Origin of the sequence: Rhodoferax mekongensis (genome assembly GCF_032191775.1) — a bacterium.
Lineage (GTDB): Bacteria > Pseudomonadota > Gammaproteobacteria > Burkholderiales > Burkholderiaceae_C > Allorhodoferax > Allorhodoferax mekongensis.
Genome location: NZ_CP132507.1, coordinates 2,162,319 through 2,178,126, shown reverse-complemented (window position 1 = coordinate 2,178,126; position 15,808 = coordinate 2,162,319). Strand labels below are relative to the sequence as shown.

The window sequence follows — 15,808 nt, the reverse complement described above, 5'->3', positions numbered from 1 at the left end:
CCAAGACAACGCAATAGCCGACACCAGTCGGAACATTCAGGAGACAAGCATCATGTTCACTTTCAACACCTATCGTTTCACCCTCATCGCTGCAGCCGCCGCACTGGCTATTCCAGCTTCATACGCTCAGGCACCTGCAAAGCTAAAGGTGGGTTTCATGTTGCCAGCAACCGGAACCTTTGCGGCTCTGGGTACTGCCATTGAAAATGGCTTCCGGCTCTACCTCAATGAGCAAGGCGGAAAGCTCGGTGGTCGCGAAGTCGAGTTTTTCAAAGTAGACGACGAGTCTGATCCGTCCAAAGCCATCGACAACGTCAACAAACTCATCAAGCGTGACAACGTCGATGTACTCATTGGAAGCGTTCACTCTGGCGTGGCAATGGCCATGGCACGTGTGGCGAAAAGCTCTGGAACCTTGATGATTAATCCTAACGGTGGAGCGGACGCCATCACCGGTTCGATGTGTGCCGTCAACATCTTCCGCAGCAGCTTCAGCAACTGGCAGCCCGGTTTTGCCATCGGACAGGCCATGGCTGCCAAGGGTCACAAAACTGCAGCAACCATCACTTGGAAATATGCTGCCGGCGATGAAATGGCCAAAGGCTTTAAAGAGGGCTTTGAAAAAGCAGGCGGAAAGGTCACGAAAGAGTTAAACCTTCCCTTTCCGAACGTTGAGTTTCAAGCACTGCTGACTGAAATCGCGTCGGCAAAACCAGATGCAGTGTTTTCATTCTTCGCGGGGGGAGGTGCCGTGAAGTTTGTTAAAGATTACGACAGTGCTGGACTGAAAAAAGGCATCCCACTCTTTGGCACAGGGTTCCTGACAGATGGCACTCTAGACGCACAAGGCAGCTCTGCCCAAGGGGTGCTCACGTCATTGCACTATGCGGACGGGCTGAACACACCACGCGACAACGCCTTCCGCCTGGCTTACGCAAAAACATTCAAGATGCAGCCAGATGTTTACGCCGTGCAGGGTTACGACGCTGCCCAAATGCTGGGGGTTGGGTTAGCAGCTGTTAAAGGTGACGCAAAGAACACAGAAGGATTTGCAGCAGCGCTTGTCAAAGCCACCATCGACAGCCCCCGCGGTAAGTTCACGATTTCCAAAGCGCACAACCCGATCCAAAACATGTATTTGCGCGAAGTGTCCGGCAAAGAAAACAAAGTCGTGGGTATTGCAAGCAAATCTTTGGAAGACCCCGCTACCGGCTGCAATCTGTAATTTCAAGATTTGCATCCCTAACTGCTCTTCCCCAATGGGGAAGGGCTTACGGCGGAAATCACGATGGACATAACCACCTTTTTAATTCAATGCCTGAACGCGGTGCAGTACGGCTTATTGCTGTTTCTGGTTGCCTCTGGCTTGACCCTCATATTCGGCATCATGGGCGTGATCAATCTCGCGCATGGCAGCTTCTACATGATTGGCGCCTACATGGCGTTTGCCCTTACGCCTATTGTGAGCTCTGTTTTCGGGGGAGGCTTCTTTGCGGTCCTACTCGTGGGCGTCGTCCTCTCAGTGTTGCTTGGCTATGTGCTGGAGTGGGCCTTTTACAGCTACCTCTACAACCGGGAGCACCTCCAGCAAGTGCTGATGACTTACGGTTTGATTCTGGTCTTCGAGGAATTGCGCAGTCTGTTGGTGGGTGATGATGTCCACGGTGTTCAGGTACCCGACATCTTGGCCGGAACTCTGCAACTGGGGGACATGATGACTTACCCGGTGTACCGGCTGTTTGTCTCCGCCGTCTGTTTGGCACTCGCTGTGGGGATGTACCTTGTCTTCACCCGAACCCGACTGGGCATGATGATTCGAGCAGGTGCCAGCAACCGCGAGATGGTTCAGTCTCTTGGCATCGACATCCAGTTTCTCTACCGAGTGGTGTTTGCGGCGGGTGTTGCGATCGCCGCGTTGGCAGGAATGGTCGCCGCTCCAGTGTCATCTGTGTATCCCGGGATGGGTAGCCAGGTTTTGATCATCTGTTTTGTTGTGGTCGTGATTGGTGGCATTGGCTCCATCAAGGGCGCTTTTGTCGCCGCACTGATGATCGGTGTGGTCGATACCTTCGGCAAGGTTTTCCTGCCTCAAGCTTCCGGTGTGTTGGTGTACCTGCTAATGGCGGGCATCCTCCTCTGGAAGCCTGATGGTCTATTCAAAGCGGGCTGATGCCATGAATCAAATAGAGAAATCCAAATGGGCCTTTATGGCTGCGTTCTTTGCCATCCTGACCGCCATCCCCCACTTCAGCGGCAACTTTGGCATTGATCTGGTCAACAAGATCATGATTTACGCCATCTTCGCTCTCAGTCTCGAATTGTTGGTGGGAGGTACTGGACTGGTCTGCTTTGGGCAAGCCGCATTTTTCGGTATAGGGGCGTACATCGCTGTACTTCTTTCGCCGGAATCGGCGTCTGCATCACTGCTCTGGCTCTTGCCTGCTGCGGTTTTTGCCGCCGGTCTGTACGCGCTGGTTGTTGGCTCGTTGTCACTGCGGACAAAGGGCGTGTACTTCATCATGGTCACGCTGGCATTTGCCCAGATGGCTTACTTTGTCGTGCACGACACACCCTTAGGTGGTGGTTCTGATGGGATATATCTGAACGTGAAACCGCAGCTGGCAAATCTGATTCGACTGGACTCTCCTCTGGCCATGTACTACTTTACGCTGGCCTGCCTAGTGCTCGTTTTTATCTTCCTGGCGGTGTTGTTACGTTCCCGCTTTGGAAGGGCATTGGCAGGTATACGCGTGAATGAACAACGGATGCGTGCAACAGGATTCTCAACCTACCCCTACAAACTAGCTGCTTTCACCTTGTCGGGCGCCATTGCAGGATTGGCAGGTTTTCTGTTCGCAGTGAAGGACGGATTTGTTAATCCTGAAATGATGAGCTGGCACCTGTCGGGAGCAGTGCTGGTCATGATCATCCTTGGTGGACTCGGCCATTTGCGCGGCGCACTGATTGGTGCATTCGCCTTTGCCCTGCTCCAAGAATTCTTCAAGGCAGAGGCAATTTTTGGTGATTTTGCAAAACACTGGCATCTGGGCTTGGGGTTGAGCATCATTGCTGCGGTAGCCCTTTTGCCGCATGGGTTGGTGGACTTGCCAGCGCAATTGCGAAGCCGCTTGACCGGTGTCCTGTCAGGCAATGCAGGATCAGACGGTTCAGCCATGCCGAAGGGATAAGACATGAAGCAAAAAGAAATCCTCCTACGCGGCTTGAATATGACCCGACGCTGGGGTGGTCTGGTCGCTGTCAACGATGTCTCCATAGACCTGGAACGCGGCACCATACATTCAGTAATTGGAACAAACGGCGCTGGGAAGTCGACACTGATCAACATGTTGTCAGGTGAATTTGGCCCCTCCAGTGGGTCGGTCGAACTGCTGGGCCAAGATGTGACGACATGGCCACAAGCCCGTCGAGCGCGCGCTGGCCTTGGACGCAGCTACCAGAGGAACACCATTTACCCAACCTTCACGGTGTTCGAAAACTGCCGCTTAGCTGCGCAAGCGAATGTCCAGAAACCCTGGCAATGGTGGAAAGCTGCTGATACCTGCTCGGCAAGCACCAATGCGGCAAAAGATGCCATCGAACGAGCGGGTCTGGAACACATGCAAGAAAGACTAGCTGGCATGTTGTCACATGGTCAGAAGCGTCAACTTGAGATTGCCATGTGCTTGGCTACAAAACCTCAGGTTCTATTGCTAGATGAGCCACTCGCTGGCATGGGTGCAGATGAGACCGAGCGAATGTTGAAGTTGCTGGACACACTGCGAAAAGACCATGCGATTTTGTTGGTGGAGCATGACATGGACGCTGTGTTCCGCGTCGCTGACCTGATCACGGTGATGGTCAACGGCACAAAGATCGCTTCAGGCAGCGTTGAATTTATTCGCAACAGCCCAGAAGTTCGAGCAGCCTACCTTGGAGAGGGGCACTGAGATGACAGTAAACGACTTTCTTGTTGACGCGAAAGGTCTACACGCTTGGTACTCATCTAGCCATGTACTGCATGGGATCGACATCCAAATTGCGCGTGGACAGACTGTGGGGCTGCTTGGCCGTAACGGAATGGGAAAAAGCACACTCATTCGCACACTACTGGGCCATGTCACGCAACGCGAGGGCAACATCACCTTGTTTGGCCAAGACGCGTCCAAATTCCAGCCACACCAAGTGGCGCGACTGGGTGTCGCCTATGTACCTGAGGGCCGCGGTGTATTTCCGAATCTGACGGTGCGTGAGAATTTGTTGATGTCCGCTCGCCCTGGACAGGATGGTCGCAATGATTGGACGTATGAACGAGTCTTGGAAACTTTTCCTCGTCTTGCAGAGCGACTCGGGAATATGGGCAATCAACTCTCAGGCGGAGAACAGCAAATGGTGTCCATAGGCCGCGCCTTGATGACCCACCCGGAGCTCATTATTTTGGACGAAGCAACGGAAGGCTTGGCACCACTGATCGTGAATGAGATCTGGAATGTGATCTCCAACATTCGTGACAGTGGTATCGCTACGCTAATCGTGGACCGAGACTACCGACGCGTGCTGGCACACAGTGACTCCGCAATTGTTTTGCAAAAAGGTTTAGTAGAGCTCTCTGGCTCTGCAGAACATGTTGCCTCGGACTCAGCGTTGACCAAATTACTTGGTGTCTGAATGATTTCAACCCGTAGTGAGGAGCAGCGCGTTCCTCACTATCAACCAGCTCATGCAAAAGCAAGTAAATGGAACAACAACTCAATACAGCCAGAGGCGACTTTCGAATTGCGTTAAGTGGTGAAGCTTCATTGCCTGCTCTCCTCCTCAGCAATTCATTGGGTACAACTCTTGAGATGTGGAAGCCCCAGGTGGACGAACTTTCAAAGAACTTCCACGTCATTCGCTATGACACACGCGGCCATGGGGGCAGCCCCATCACAGCCGGCCCTTATGAATTCAAAGACTTGGGAGAGGACGTGCTTGCCATCATGGACGCACTTGAAGTCGACCGCGGGATGTTCTGCGGACTATCAATGGGGGGCCACACCGGTTTGTGGCTTGCAATCCACGCTGCTGAGAGATTTCAAGCAATTGCAGTTTGCAACAGCGCTGCGCGAATTGGTACGGTCGATGGATGGAGAGAACGCGCTGCGTACCTCCGGCAGGGTGGCGTTTCGGGTATGCATGATTTGGCAAAGTCCGCGCCCAGCCGGTGGTTTACCGATCAATTTATTGCCGGAAGTCCTGACATCGTGAAGCAAATGCAACAAGGCTTGGAGAATGTTTCTCCAGAGGGCTACGCAGCTTGTTGCGACGCCCTTGCGACCTCGGACTTGCGGGGTGACCTCCCCGCCATCAATACCCCCATGTTGTTCTTAGCAGGACTCTCAGATCCTGTGACTACCCTGTTGGACGCCCAACAAATGCAGTGTCTGGTTAGCACTTCACAACTGAAGACTATCGCAGCGTCACATCTCTCCAATATCGAAGCACCTCACGAATTTACAAACATCGTGTCGAGCTTTTTGAGTCAACAGAAATTTTCTAACTAGAAATAAAGAGGAACACATGCTTTACCTTGTCCACATGACTGTGAGCATCCCCGACAACTTGCCAACGGCTGAAGCTGATCGCATTAAGGCTGAAGAAAAGGCCTACTCTCAGAACTTACAAAAGTCAGGGAAATGGCCACACCTTTGGCGTGTCGTGGGTGAGTATGCGAACTACAGCGTTTTTGACGTTGAAAGTAACGACGAACTGCACGATTTGCTGAGCAAGTTACCACTGTTTAAATTTATGAAGATTTCGGTAACGCCCCTCGCCAAGCACCCATCTTCAATCAGATAGCTCTTCATCACAGAACTGACATCGTCGTTCCGGATGTCAGTGAATTGATGCGAAAAAAGTTCGCACGCAAGCGACTTCAATGATGAGTCTTCAAAAAATAATGAGCGAGACATAACGTGAAAATCCAAAGTCAAAAAGACTTCTTTGCCGGACTGATGTTCACGGTGGTGGGAGGCAGCTTTGCTGCCGGCGCCAGCCAGTACACGCTGGGCAGCGGAGCAAAAATGGGACCGGGCTACTTCCCGATCATCTTGGGGCTGATGCTTGCCGTGTTGGGCTGTGCCATTGCCGTCAAGAGCATGATCACCCCCACGCCGGACGGCGACAAGGTAGGCAAATTCGCCTGGAAACCCCTGTTCTTCATCATTGCCGCCAACCTGGTGTTCGGCGCATCCATCGGCGGTCTGCCCTTGATTGGCTTGAAGCCCCTGGGCCTGATCGTGGGCATCTATTTGCTCACCTACATCGCCAGCCACGCAGGTGAAGAACACAAGTTCAAGGAAGTCGCCGTGCTGGCCACCATCCTGGCGCTCTTGAGCTATGTGGCCTTCATCGTTCTCCTCAAGCTGCAGTTCCCCGTTTGGCCTGCGTACTTCACTGCCTGATCACCGCTTAATCACGGCTTATTGAGACTGCAACATGGAACTCTTTGAACACCTCTCCTTAGGTTTCGGTGTGGCCTTCACCGGCCAGAACCTGATTTATGCCTTCATCGGCTGTCTGCTGGGTACCTTGATCGGCGTTTTGCCCGGCATCGGCCCCTTGGCCACCATTGCCATGCTGCTGCCCGCCACCTATGCCTTGCCTCCTGTGGCGGCATTGATCATGCTGGCCGGTATTTACTACGGCGCCCAGTACGGAGGATCGACTACCGCCATTCTGGTGAACCTGCCCGGCGAGTCTTCGTCGGTGGTGACCGTCATTGACGGTTACCAGATGGCCCGTAATGGACGCGCAGGTCCTGCGCTGGCTGCAGCGGGCTTGGGTTCTTTCTTTGCCGGTTGCGTGGGTACCCTGATCCTGGCGGCCTTTGCAGGCCCCTTGACCGAGCTGGCCTTCAAGTTCGGCCCTGCCGAGTACTTCAGCCTGATGATTCTGGGCTTGATCGGTGCGGTGGTGCTGGCTTCGGGCTCCCTGCTCAAGGCCATTGCCATGATTGTGCTGGGGCTCTTGCTGGGCATGGTGGGCACCGATGTGAACTCCGGTGTGGCCCGTTTCAGCTTTGATATCCCTGAGCTCACCGACGGTATCGGCTTCATCGTGATCGCCATGGGCGTGTTCGGCTACGGCGAGATCATCAGCAACCTGGCCAAGAGCGAGAGTGAACGTGAAGTCTTCTCGGCTTCTGTTTCCGGTCTCTTGCCTACCAAACAGGACTTCAAGGACATGTTCCCCGCTGTGCTGCGGGGTACCGCTTTGGGTTCGGTGCTGGGTATCTTGCCCGGTGGTGGTGCGGTGATGGCGGCCTTTGCGGCCTACACCCTGGAGAAGAAGACCAAGCTGCGTCCCGGTGAAGTGCCTTTCGGCAAGGGCAACATCCGCGGGGTGGCCGCGCCTGAGTCGGCGAACAACGCAGGAAGCCAGACTTCTTTCATTCCTCTGCTGACCCTGGGTATCCCACCGAATGCGGTGATGGCCCTGATGGTGGGTGCGATGACCATCCACAACATCCAGCCCGGACCGCAGGTGATGACAAGTAACCCCGAGCTCTTCTGGGGTCTGATTGCTTCCATGTGGATCGGCAACCTGATGTTGGTGATCCTGAACCTGCCGCTCATCGGGATCTGGATCAAGCTGCTTACAGTGCCTTACCGCTGGTTGTTCCCTTCTATCGTGCTGTTCTGTGCGATCGGGGTGTATTCGACCAACAACAACACCTTCGATATCTGGATGGTGGGTCTGTTCGGGGTGATCGGGTATCTGTTCATCAAGCTGGGCACAGAACCCGCTCCGCTTTTGCTGGGCTTTATTCTGGGGCCGATGATGGAGGAGTATTTGCGCCGGGCGCTTCTGCTCTCCCGTGGGGACTGGAGTGTGTTCGTCACCCGGCCACTCTCAGCCAGCCTGTTGGTGGCGGCGCTGGCTCTTCTGGTGGTGGTGATGCTGCCTTCCATCAAGGCCAAGCGGGAGGAGGCGTTTGTGGAGGATTGATTTTCACTGCAACGCTTCCCAGCAAAAGGCACCTTCGGGTGCCTTTTTATGGGGCAGGAAGTGCTCAAGTACACAGATACATCAACAATTCAGGCTGTAGCGCGCAGTCAAATTAACTTTTACACGAGTAGATATTTAAGAAAATTAATGCATCACCTGGTACGGCTCCACATCTGATCGCCTCAACGGCGTAGCCTTAGCCAAGTTCATCCAGACAGCAAACGGCAAGTGATTGAACTGCCTCTTGGGCGCCATCCGCAGAATCTCTAGTCGTTCTTGAACCAGCTGGATGACACCACATTCAACCGGAATTTCATCGGGCTCTGCAATGGGTCTGTCTTTGGCATCGCGTCCTAAGACGTACCAGCACTGCCCGCCGAGCTCTAGATAAGCAGCTCGTTTCTCCGGTCGTTTGAGGTCGCCCAGCAAGTCCGCTCTGTTCACTTTGATCTCATGCACGACTGGCTCGAGGTAGGCCTGGACTGAGGAATTGCGGATAGAGAACACATCGGGCATGCAGTAGCGCCAACTCCCCTGCTCTTCTTCCTGCAAAGTGATCTTCGCTCTAAGGCTCAGGTTGGTCCATACCAGTCGCCCCTCCTTGAACATGTCGTGGGCAACCTTCTCAACGAGCGCTTCGTGAGGGTCTTTGGCTTGTCGGTTGGAGTTGGCAGCAAGTGCGAGGAACTGAATACCGACATCAGTGACTCGCATACGTTCATGACCACCCTCCTCTTGCAATCGCTCCAGCAGACCGGCAGCCAAGAGTTCAATCTCCACGACATCTAGGCAGGGCCATCCGGCAGACCGGTACATGTCTCTGAGTCTTTTGGCATGGATCGTCTTGAGTCCAATGCCATTGACGACTGCAATGTGCTTTGCACTTAGCAGCTTGTTGGAGTCTTTGCTGGTTTCTGTTTTGGTTTCTGTCATGTTTCACGCTCTTGCCACTGGCATGTCATCCCACCGGGTGGTGTACGCCGGGGTTCTCCGCAGTTGCTTCATGGACCACTCTCTTCGCATTCCATCCAGGCCAGCACTGGCGGTCAGGACTGTGCCTTTGCCGAAACGTTGGTTCAGGGTGTCCATGGCAGTCATGAGTTTGGTGCGGTCTTCTTCGGAGTCGCCATCCTCCAGATCCAGTTCTGCCTGCTGGTTGGTATCGGGTTGCAGGTCCAGCAGCATCACCCCGGCTTTGGCGTAGTTGAATCCCTGTTTGAAGATATGGTTCAGGCCTTGAAGGGCTGCTTTGACGATGCAGGTGGTATCAGCACTGGGGTGTCGTAACGGCGTGACCATGGAGCGGCTGTACTGCGCATCTTTGCGAAACGGGCTTGTACGAATGAAGACAAGTACCTGTCCTGCCTGGCTGTGTTGCTTCCGGACCTTCTCCGCCGCTCGAGAAGCAAACTCTGTGACTGCTTCAGCGATGTGATGTTGCTCGGTGATGGGTCGCCCAAAGGATCGCGTGCAGGCAATCTCCTTCTTGGCTGCTGGGCTGTGATCCAGATCGATGCACGGGGTGCCTTGAAGCTCCCGAACGGTTCTCTCCAGCACCACGTTCCATTTGCTTCGCACGGTGGCTGGGTCTAGCTTCATCAGATCCAGCACGGTATGGATGCCACCGGCTTGCAGCTGCTTGCTGATCTGCCTGCCCACACCCCAGACCTCGCCTGCCGCGGTGGCTGCGTACACGGCGTCACGCTCTGCTTGATCCAGTGCAGCCAGATTACAGACTTGGGAGAGCTTGTCGGGGTAGACACCCGGCTTGCGTTCGGCGGTTTTGGCAATGTGATTGGCGAGCTTGGCCAGGGTCTTGGTGGGACCGATACCGATACCGCAGGGAATGCCTACCCACTGCAGGATGCGAGCCCGGATCTTGTGACTGCGCTCAACGAGGTCACCTTTGACGCCACTGAGGTCGATGAAGGATTCATCGATGCTGTAGATCTCTTGGGCTGGGCCAAGGCCTGCTGCTAGGCTCATCATCCGGTCGGACATGTCGCCGTACAGAGCGAAGTTGGCAGACAGGGCTACCAAGCCGGCATCCTCAGCCAAGTGTTTGATTTGGAACCAAGGGGCACCCATGGCAATACCCAGCGCTTTTGCTTCGTTGCTACGGGCAATGGCGCAACCATCGTTATTGGATAGAACGACCACCGGCAGTCCATTTAGGCTCGGCCTAAAAACCCGCTCACAGGACACATAGAAGTTGTTGCCGTCTACCAGGGCGTACATGGAGTGACCAAGGCCATGAGTCAGGCGGATGGAAACTGCTTGATGCAGCTGGTGACCACACCCCAGATCTCGATGGTCTGGCCTTCCTTGGGCACTATGTCAGGATAGGTAGGGTTGGCGGCTTGAAGCTTGACCCGTCCGGCACGCTGAAAAAGCTGTTTGACGGTGAACTCGCCATCCACCACAGCGACCACGATCATCTTGTGCCGTGGCTTGATGGCGCGGTCAATGACCAGTATGTCGTTGTCGAAAATGCCGGCATCCTTCATGGAGTGACCGGAGACACGTTGCAGGAAGGTGGCCTGCGGGTGGGTGATCAGGACTTTGGACAGATCAATGCGTTCAGCTCCCAAGTCTTCCGCCGGGCTGGGAAAGCCTGCGCAAATGCGCGTGGGGACGAGGTCCAGTAGGCAGGGAGTGGCGGTGATGGGCACCGGCGGGTAGCTAACGCAATTACTGTACATTTATACAGTTTAGCCACAAGCTAACTTCCTGACAAGCAACGACCTAGAGCTGATCTTTTTTGCTCAGTGCAGTGGCGGTCAGTCGAAATTTGGAGCGTTTAATTTCAAGCCAAGGCCCAACCCCAAGTTGAAAACCGCAATGACAACACAAAATTGGGGCAGCTTTTTTCCACAAAAAGTGAATACCGCCATTCGATACTTCAATTTCGGTGCTACGAAAGTGCTACATCACGATTTCAAAAAGTCGTAAGTCATTGATTTAAATAGTACTTTTTACGACTATCGGCCCAATCCATCATGGGCGCAACGGACAGGCGCCAGAGTGAGTCCGGCACAGCAGACTGGTTTTCTATAGCGGGCATGGTTTGATTATCCCAGCCCCGCTCCCAACCCGCTGCCGACTCAGATCGGGGGCAAAAAAAGCTCCACCCGATCACGCCCCCCTTGCTTGGCCAGGTACATCGCGTTATCGGCCAGCTCAACCAAACGTTTGGGGCTGTTGACACCTTCGGAATACGCCACGCCGATACTGCCAGTCATGGGTCGGCGTAAACCGATGATGCCCTTGATAGCTTCGCGGATACGCTCGGCCACCAGCAGCGCTTCGTTGAGTTTGGTGTCGGGCAGGATGACGCAAAACTCTTCGCCACCATAGCGGGCCACGTGGTCGTAAGCGCGAGCCTGACTCTTGATGGCCAGTGCGATAAACATCAAGGCCTGGTCGCCGGCCACATGGCCGAAAGCATCGTTGTAGGCCTTGAAGTGATCTGCATCTACCATCAACAGACACAGGGGCGACTTGGAGCGCTGCGAACGTGCGAACTCGTTGGCCAGCAACGTGTCAAAGGCGCGACGGTTCTTCAATGCCGTCAGCGGATCGGTGAGCGTCTGCTCCTGCAGGTCTTGGTTCAGCTCTTCGATACGGCGCTGGTGGTTTTCAAGTTGCTGCTGGCGCAGTGTTTGCGCTTTGGCCACCAACTCCAGCTCAGCATTGGCGCGACGCAAGGCCAACAATTGCACCACTTGGCGAGACAGCGCCTGCAGGGCCAATGACTGACGTTCTGTAAGTTTGCGCGGGACTCTGTCGATCACACATACGGTGCCAAGAGCCGCACCGGAGGGCGTCAACAGGGGCGCACCGGCATAAAAGCGAATGCCAGGGTCGCCGGTCACCAAGGGATTGTCTAGAAAGCGCGCGTCAAGCAGGGCATCAGGCACTTCCAAAACTTTGTCAGGCTCCACGATAGCGTGGGCACAAAAGGCTTGGCCACGGGGCGTCTCCATGGCGCTCAAACCCTGTCGGGCTTTGAACCATTGGCGATCTTCATCCACCAACGAGATCAGCGCTATGGGCGTATCGCAAATGTAGGAGGCCAAGCTGACCACATCGTCATAGGCCTGTTCGGCAGGCGTATCCAGAATATTGAAGCTGCGCAGGTCTTCAATCCGTAGCTTCTCATCCAGGTTGGCGGGGTCGTGCATGCAGGCGGACTTTCCTTGGGTCTGCGTGGGCGATGGGCCGCCTGAAGACGATGTCATTCAGTGTCAGACGACGGCACACCATGGTGCTTTATTGTGCACCAATCCCATCCACAAAGCCCACGTCGAGGCTACTGCCAAGGCCGCCCCGGCCAATCGCATACCCCAAGTGCCATCACCCATGCGCGACAGACCCAAGCGTAACCAGAGCCAGGGACCTGCCATCATGGTGAGTGTGGTCCCCAGCGCAAAAAGGGCCATGGTCGCAGCACCGGATAGCGGTTCCCCTGACAGGGAGGCCAGCAGCAAGGCGGAGTACAGCAATCCGCAAGGCAGCAGGGACCACACCACGCCCAAGCCCATGGGAGCCGCAAACGCACCTCCCGCCGACACTTTGCGCACGCGGGCCCAGATGCTGCGTGCACCGGCTTGCAGCCAAAGAGGTTGCCGCCCCGAGAACAGAAGGACGAGCCCCAGAACCGAAGCCGCCACGTGCAACAAGGACCAGACCGGCCTCAGCGCAGCGGATTGCACGGTGAGCCAACCCAAGCCTTGCACCGAAGCAGCCGCAAGTGCCCCCAGTGCTGCATAGCCTATGACTCTGCCCGCTTGGAAACTCAGCATGGCCGTCGTGCCTCTGGCGCCTGCGGCCTGCCCGATGCCTGCGCAAGCCGCCCCGCACATGGCAAGACAATGAGGCCCGCCCACGAGGCCCATCAACAAAGCGGCAACTGCCAGAGACGACTGCATCCGGGCAGGTTAAATGATTTTGGAGAAGCGGGCGCGGGTACGGTCGATTTGCAGGTAACGGTCAAACACCATAGCGACGGCGCGCACAAAGAACCACCCTTGGCTGGTCACTTGGATACCGTTGTCATCCAGCGTCACCAGACCCTGCTCTTCCAAGCCTCGCAAGGTATTGAGTTCAGCGGCAAAGTAGGTTTTGAAGTCCAACAGATACGCAAGATTGATAGATTCAAACTGCAGCTGGCCTTGGCACATGAGCGCCATGATCACCGCACGGCGCACCAGGTCGTCACGCGTAACGGCCATGCCCCGCACGATGGGGAAGCGCCCTTGGTCCAGGTAGTCGTAATACTCTTCCAGTGTCTTGGCATTCTGGCTGTAGGTGGCACCGATGCGGCCGATGGCAGACACCCCCAAGGCAATCAGGTCGCAATCGGGCTGGGTGCTGTAGCCCTGGAAGTTACGGTGCAAGCGCCCCTGACGTTTGGCGATGGCCAGCGAGTCGTCCGGCAATGCAAAGTGATCCATACCCACATACACATAGCCGGCCCCCATAAAGGAAGCCAGTGAGTGCGCCAACATGGACACCTTGGAGGCGGCACCGGGCAGCTCCACTGTGGCGATACGCCGCTGGGGCTTGAAGCGCTCCGGCAGATGCGCATAGGCATAGAGGGCAATGCGGTCAGGGCGCAAGGCATTCACTTGTGCCAGGGTACGGTCAAACGACTCGGGGCTTTGACGGGGCAAGCCGTAAATCAGGTCCACATTAATGGACTCAAATCCGCGGGCCCGTGCCGCGTCGACCAAGGCAAATACCTGCTCGGCAGGCTGCACGCGGTGCACGGCCTTCTGCACTGCGGGGTCAAAGTCTTGCACGCCGAAGCTCAGTCGGTTGAACCCAAGCTCGGCCAAGGTATCCAGGCGCGATGCATCAACCGTGCGGGGATCCACCTCTATGGAATATTCACCGCCGGCGGCAAAGCTGAAGTTGCGGCGCAGCATCGCCATGAGTTCCCGCAGTTCAGCGTCGCTTAAGAAGGTGGGGCTGCCCCCACCCAAGTGCAACTGGCTGACGGACTGTCCCGTTCCCATCAGTTTCGTGTGCAGCTCCACTTCCCGGGTCAGGTAGCGCAAATACGTAGCTGCCTTGTCGTGGTGCTTGGTGATAATCTTGTTGCAAGCGCAGTAGTAGCACAGCGATTCGCAAAATGGGATGTGCACGTAGAGAGACAAGGGCAAGGCCAGCGCAGCAGCCCCGGACCGGCGTTGCTGCAAGGCTTGGGTGTAATCGTCCGCACTGAAAGCCTCGACAAAGCGATCCGCCGTCGGGTACGAGGTGTAACGCGGCCCGGAGACATCAAACCGGGTCAATAGTTGTTCTGATATGGGTGCGGATGCAATGGCTGCGTTCATGAATACTCCAAGCTAGCGCACAGACTGTGACCGAAGCGCCCGCCAAACTCCTTGATTTACATCAAGGAGTTTCAGGATGACCGGGACCATAATTGACTTGCATCAGGGGAACACCATGCTTGAACACGCAATGCCTAACGCCAAGTCTCACGACGCCCACGCTTCTATCGCAATCACTCCGGTTGCGACTGCGGCATTGAACCCCCACACCATCAAAGTGGCTTGCTCCAACTGCAACCTGCGCGAACTGTGCATGCCCTTGGGGTTGAGCGCTGCAGAGCTGGACAAAATCGACGATGTGGTAGCCAGCCGCCGCAAAGTCAAACGCGGAGCAACCCTCTTCCGCAACGGAGAAAAATTCACCAGCCTGTTTGCCATCCGCACCGGTTTCTTCAAAACGTGCGTTGCTTCTGAAGACGGCCGCGACCAGGTGACCGGCTTCCAAATGGCCGGTGAGATCGTAGGGCTCGATGGCATCGTGAACGACCACCACACATGCGATGCCGTGGCTCTAGAAGACGCCGAGGTTTGCGTCATGCCCTTTGACCGCATTGAAGAGCTCTCGCGGGAAGTGAATTCGCTGCAGCGCCATGTCCACAAGATCATGAGCCGCGAAATCGTGCGTGAAAACGGCGTGATGCTGCTTCTGGGCAGCATGCGAGCCGAAGAGCGACTGGCTGCGTTTCTGCTGAACCTGGTTCAGCGCCTGCATGCCCGCGGCTTCTCGCAAAGCGAGTTGGTGTTGCGGATGACCCGCGAAGAGATTGGAAGCTACTTGGGTCTGAAGCTTGAGACCGTGAGCCGTACATTCTCCAAATTCGTGGAAGACGGCATTGTGGAAGTCAAGCAGCGCCATGTGCGCATCTTGAACACAGAGGCCCTGAAGGACATTGTCAACCCCAAGGTCTGCAACTGAGCGGGACTCAAACTCCTAATCGTTGACCTCGGCAGCGCTCATATTGAGCAAGGCGGTCAAGGCGCTGGAGGCCAGCGTCACCCCCCAGAAAACGAAGAACGCCAAGGTGTAAATCCCTTGGCGTGAAAGCGGTAGCGCGCCATCGTGCCAATGCAGATCGTGTGGGTCAATGAATGCAAACACCACGATCTCCAGTACGCCGGCCGCCAGAAAAGCGGGCCAGACGACTGCCATCCATTTACCTGTCGGCATACATCGCTCCTGAAAATCCGCTTTAGCGCGGTGCAGTGTTGGGCACTACCCCTGTCGCTGCATGGTTGCGTGCCTGCATGGCCGGGGCCAGGCTCTCAGGTTTGGCCGCCAAAGACTTGTTGATGTCCAAGCCGGCCTGGTAGTAGTTTTCATCAACGATGGGGTCCATGCCACGCACAGCAATGTAGAAGGTCAGGAAACTCGCCACCACCACGATGAGCGGACCGGAGACTACCAGCCACACATGACCGAACTTCCACCAGGGAGCGGGAGTGTTGGACGAGGTTGTAGGGTTGGACATAAGCAGTCTTTC

General features: G+C 55.6%; 18 protein-coding genes. 10 read left to right on the top strand and 8 right to left on the bottom strand.

The window, feature by feature from the left end:
- The first annotated feature begins 52 nt into the window (after positions 1-52).
- The 9 genes from RAN89_RS10535 (at position 53) to RAN89_RS10495 (ending at position 7,986) form a co-directional block, all read left to right on the top strand.
- Positions 53-1,225 (top strand): ABC transporter substrate-binding protein, encoded by a 1,173-nt coding sequence (locus tag RAN89_RS10535; protein WP_313866272.1) that lies wholly within the window; start codon positions 53-55, stop codon positions 1,223-1,225.
- Between the two features lie 63 nt (positions 1,226-1,288).
- Entirely contained in the window at positions 1,289-2,170 is an 882-nt protein-coding gene (locus RAN89_RS10530; protein ID WP_313866271.1) for a branched-chain amino acid ABC transporter permease, read from the top strand.
- Between the two features lie 4 nt (positions 2,171-2,174).
- Positions 2,175-3,188, top strand: a complete 1,014-nt coding sequence (locus tag RAN89_RS10525; protein WP_313878297.1) for a branched-chain amino acid ABC transporter permease — start codon at positions 2,175-2,177, stop codon at positions 3,186-3,188.
- Positions 3,189-3,191: 3 nt separating this feature from the next.
- On the top strand, positions 3,192-3,947 hold the full coding sequence (locus RAN89_RS10520) for an ABC transporter ATP-binding protein (protein WP_313866270.1): 756 nt from the start codon (positions 3,192-3,194) through the stop codon (positions 3,945-3,947).
- 1 nt (position 3,948) lies between these two features.
- Positions 3,949-4,665: an ABC transporter ATP-binding protein gene (locus tag RAN89_RS10515; protein WP_313866269.1), complete on the top strand. Its 717-nt coding sequence runs from the start codon at positions 3,949-3,951 to the stop codon at positions 4,663-4,665.
- Positions 4,666-4,733: 68 nt separating this feature from the next.
- Positions 4,734-5,540, top strand: a complete 807-nt coding sequence (pcaD, locus tag RAN89_RS10510; RefSeq protein ID WP_313866268.1) for a 3-oxoadipate enol-lactonase — start codon at positions 4,734-4,736, stop codon at positions 5,538-5,540.
- Positions 5,541-5,556: 16 nt separating this feature from the next.
- Positions 5,557-5,835 carry a muconolactone Delta-isomerase gene (gene catC, locus RAN89_RS10505; protein ID WP_313866267.1) on the top strand — a complete coding sequence of 93 codons (279 nt, stop codon included), beginning with the start codon at positions 5,557-5,559 and terminating at the stop codon, positions 5,833-5,835.
- Positions 5,836-5,951: 116 nt separating this feature from the next.
- Entirely contained in the window at positions 5,952-6,440 is a 489-nt protein-coding gene (locus RAN89_RS10500) for a tripartite tricarboxylate transporter TctB family protein (RefSeq protein WP_313866266.1), read from the top strand.
- Positions 6,441-6,474: 34 nt separating this feature from the next.
- Positions 6,475-7,986 (top strand): tripartite tricarboxylate transporter permease, encoded by a 1,512-nt coding sequence (locus tag RAN89_RS10495; RefSeq protein ID WP_313866265.1) that lies wholly within the window; start codon positions 6,475-6,477, stop codon positions 7,984-7,986.
- Positions 7,987-8,130: 144 nt separating this feature from the next.
- Here the strand turns inward: RAN89_RS10495 and RAN89_RS10490 are convergent, their stop codons facing one another.
- The 6 genes from RAN89_RS10490 to hemN all read right to left on the bottom strand — a co-directional run bounded on the left by RAN89_RS10490 (position 8,131) and on the right by hemN (position 14,327).
- Positions 8,131-8,919, bottom strand: a complete 789-nt coding sequence (locus RAN89_RS10490) for a hypothetical protein (RefSeq protein ID WP_313866264.1) — start codon at positions 8,917-8,919, stop codon at positions 8,131-8,133.
- Between the two features lie 3 nt (positions 8,920-8,922).
- On the bottom strand, positions 8,923-10,224 hold the full coding sequence (locus tag RAN89_RS10485; protein WP_313866263.1) for a Y-family DNA polymerase: 1,302 nt from the start codon (positions 10,222-10,224) through the stop codon (positions 8,923-8,925).
- A 20-nt stretch (positions 10,225-10,244) separates the two neighbouring features.
- Positions 10,245-10,688, bottom strand: a complete 444-nt coding sequence (locus RAN89_RS10480; protein ID WP_313866262.1) for a LexA family protein — start codon at positions 10,686-10,688, stop codon at positions 10,245-10,247.
- A 402-nt stretch (positions 10,689-11,090) separates the two neighbouring features.
- A complete protein-coding gene (locus RAN89_RS10475) occupies positions 11,091-12,227 on the bottom strand; it encodes a GGDEF domain-containing protein (RefSeq protein ID WP_313866261.1) in 1,137 nt (378 codons plus the stop codon).
- A 6-nt stretch (positions 12,228-12,233) separates the two neighbouring features.
- A complete protein-coding gene (locus RAN89_RS10470; protein ID WP_313866260.1) occupies positions 12,234-12,917 on the bottom strand; it encodes a sulfite exporter TauE/SafE family protein in 684 nt (227 codons plus the stop codon).
- Positions 12,918-12,926: 9 nt separating this feature from the next.
- Positions 12,927-14,327 carry an oxygen-independent coproporphyrinogen III oxidase gene (gene hemN, locus RAN89_RS10465; RefSeq protein WP_313866259.1) on the bottom strand — a complete coding sequence of 467 codons (1,401 nt, stop codon included), beginning with the start codon at positions 14,325-14,327 and terminating at the stop codon, positions 12,927-12,929.
- A 196-nt stretch (positions 14,328-14,523) separates the two neighbouring features.
- Here hemN and fnr point away from each other — a divergent pair, with 196 nt between their 5' ends.
- Positions 14,524-15,243 carry a fumarate/nitrate reduction transcriptional regulator Fnr gene (gene fnr / locus RAN89_RS10460; protein ID WP_313869377.1) on the top strand — a complete coding sequence of 240 codons (720 nt, stop codon included), beginning with the start codon at positions 14,524-14,526 and terminating at the stop codon, positions 15,241-15,243.
- Positions 15,244-15,258: 15 nt separating this feature from the next.
- On the opposite strand, the gene RAN89_RS10455 is transcribed toward fnr, so the two are convergent.
- Positions 15,259-15,495, bottom strand: a complete 237-nt coding sequence (locus RAN89_RS10455; protein WP_313866258.1) for a hypothetical protein — start codon at positions 15,493-15,495, stop codon at positions 15,259-15,261.
- A 22-nt stretch (positions 15,496-15,517) separates the two neighbouring features.
- Positions 15,518-15,796: a FixH family protein gene (locus tag RAN89_RS10450; RefSeq protein ID WP_313866257.1), complete on the bottom strand. Its 279-nt coding sequence runs from the start codon at positions 15,794-15,796 to the stop codon at positions 15,518-15,520.
- Between the last annotated feature and the right edge of the window lie 12 nt (positions 15,797-15,808).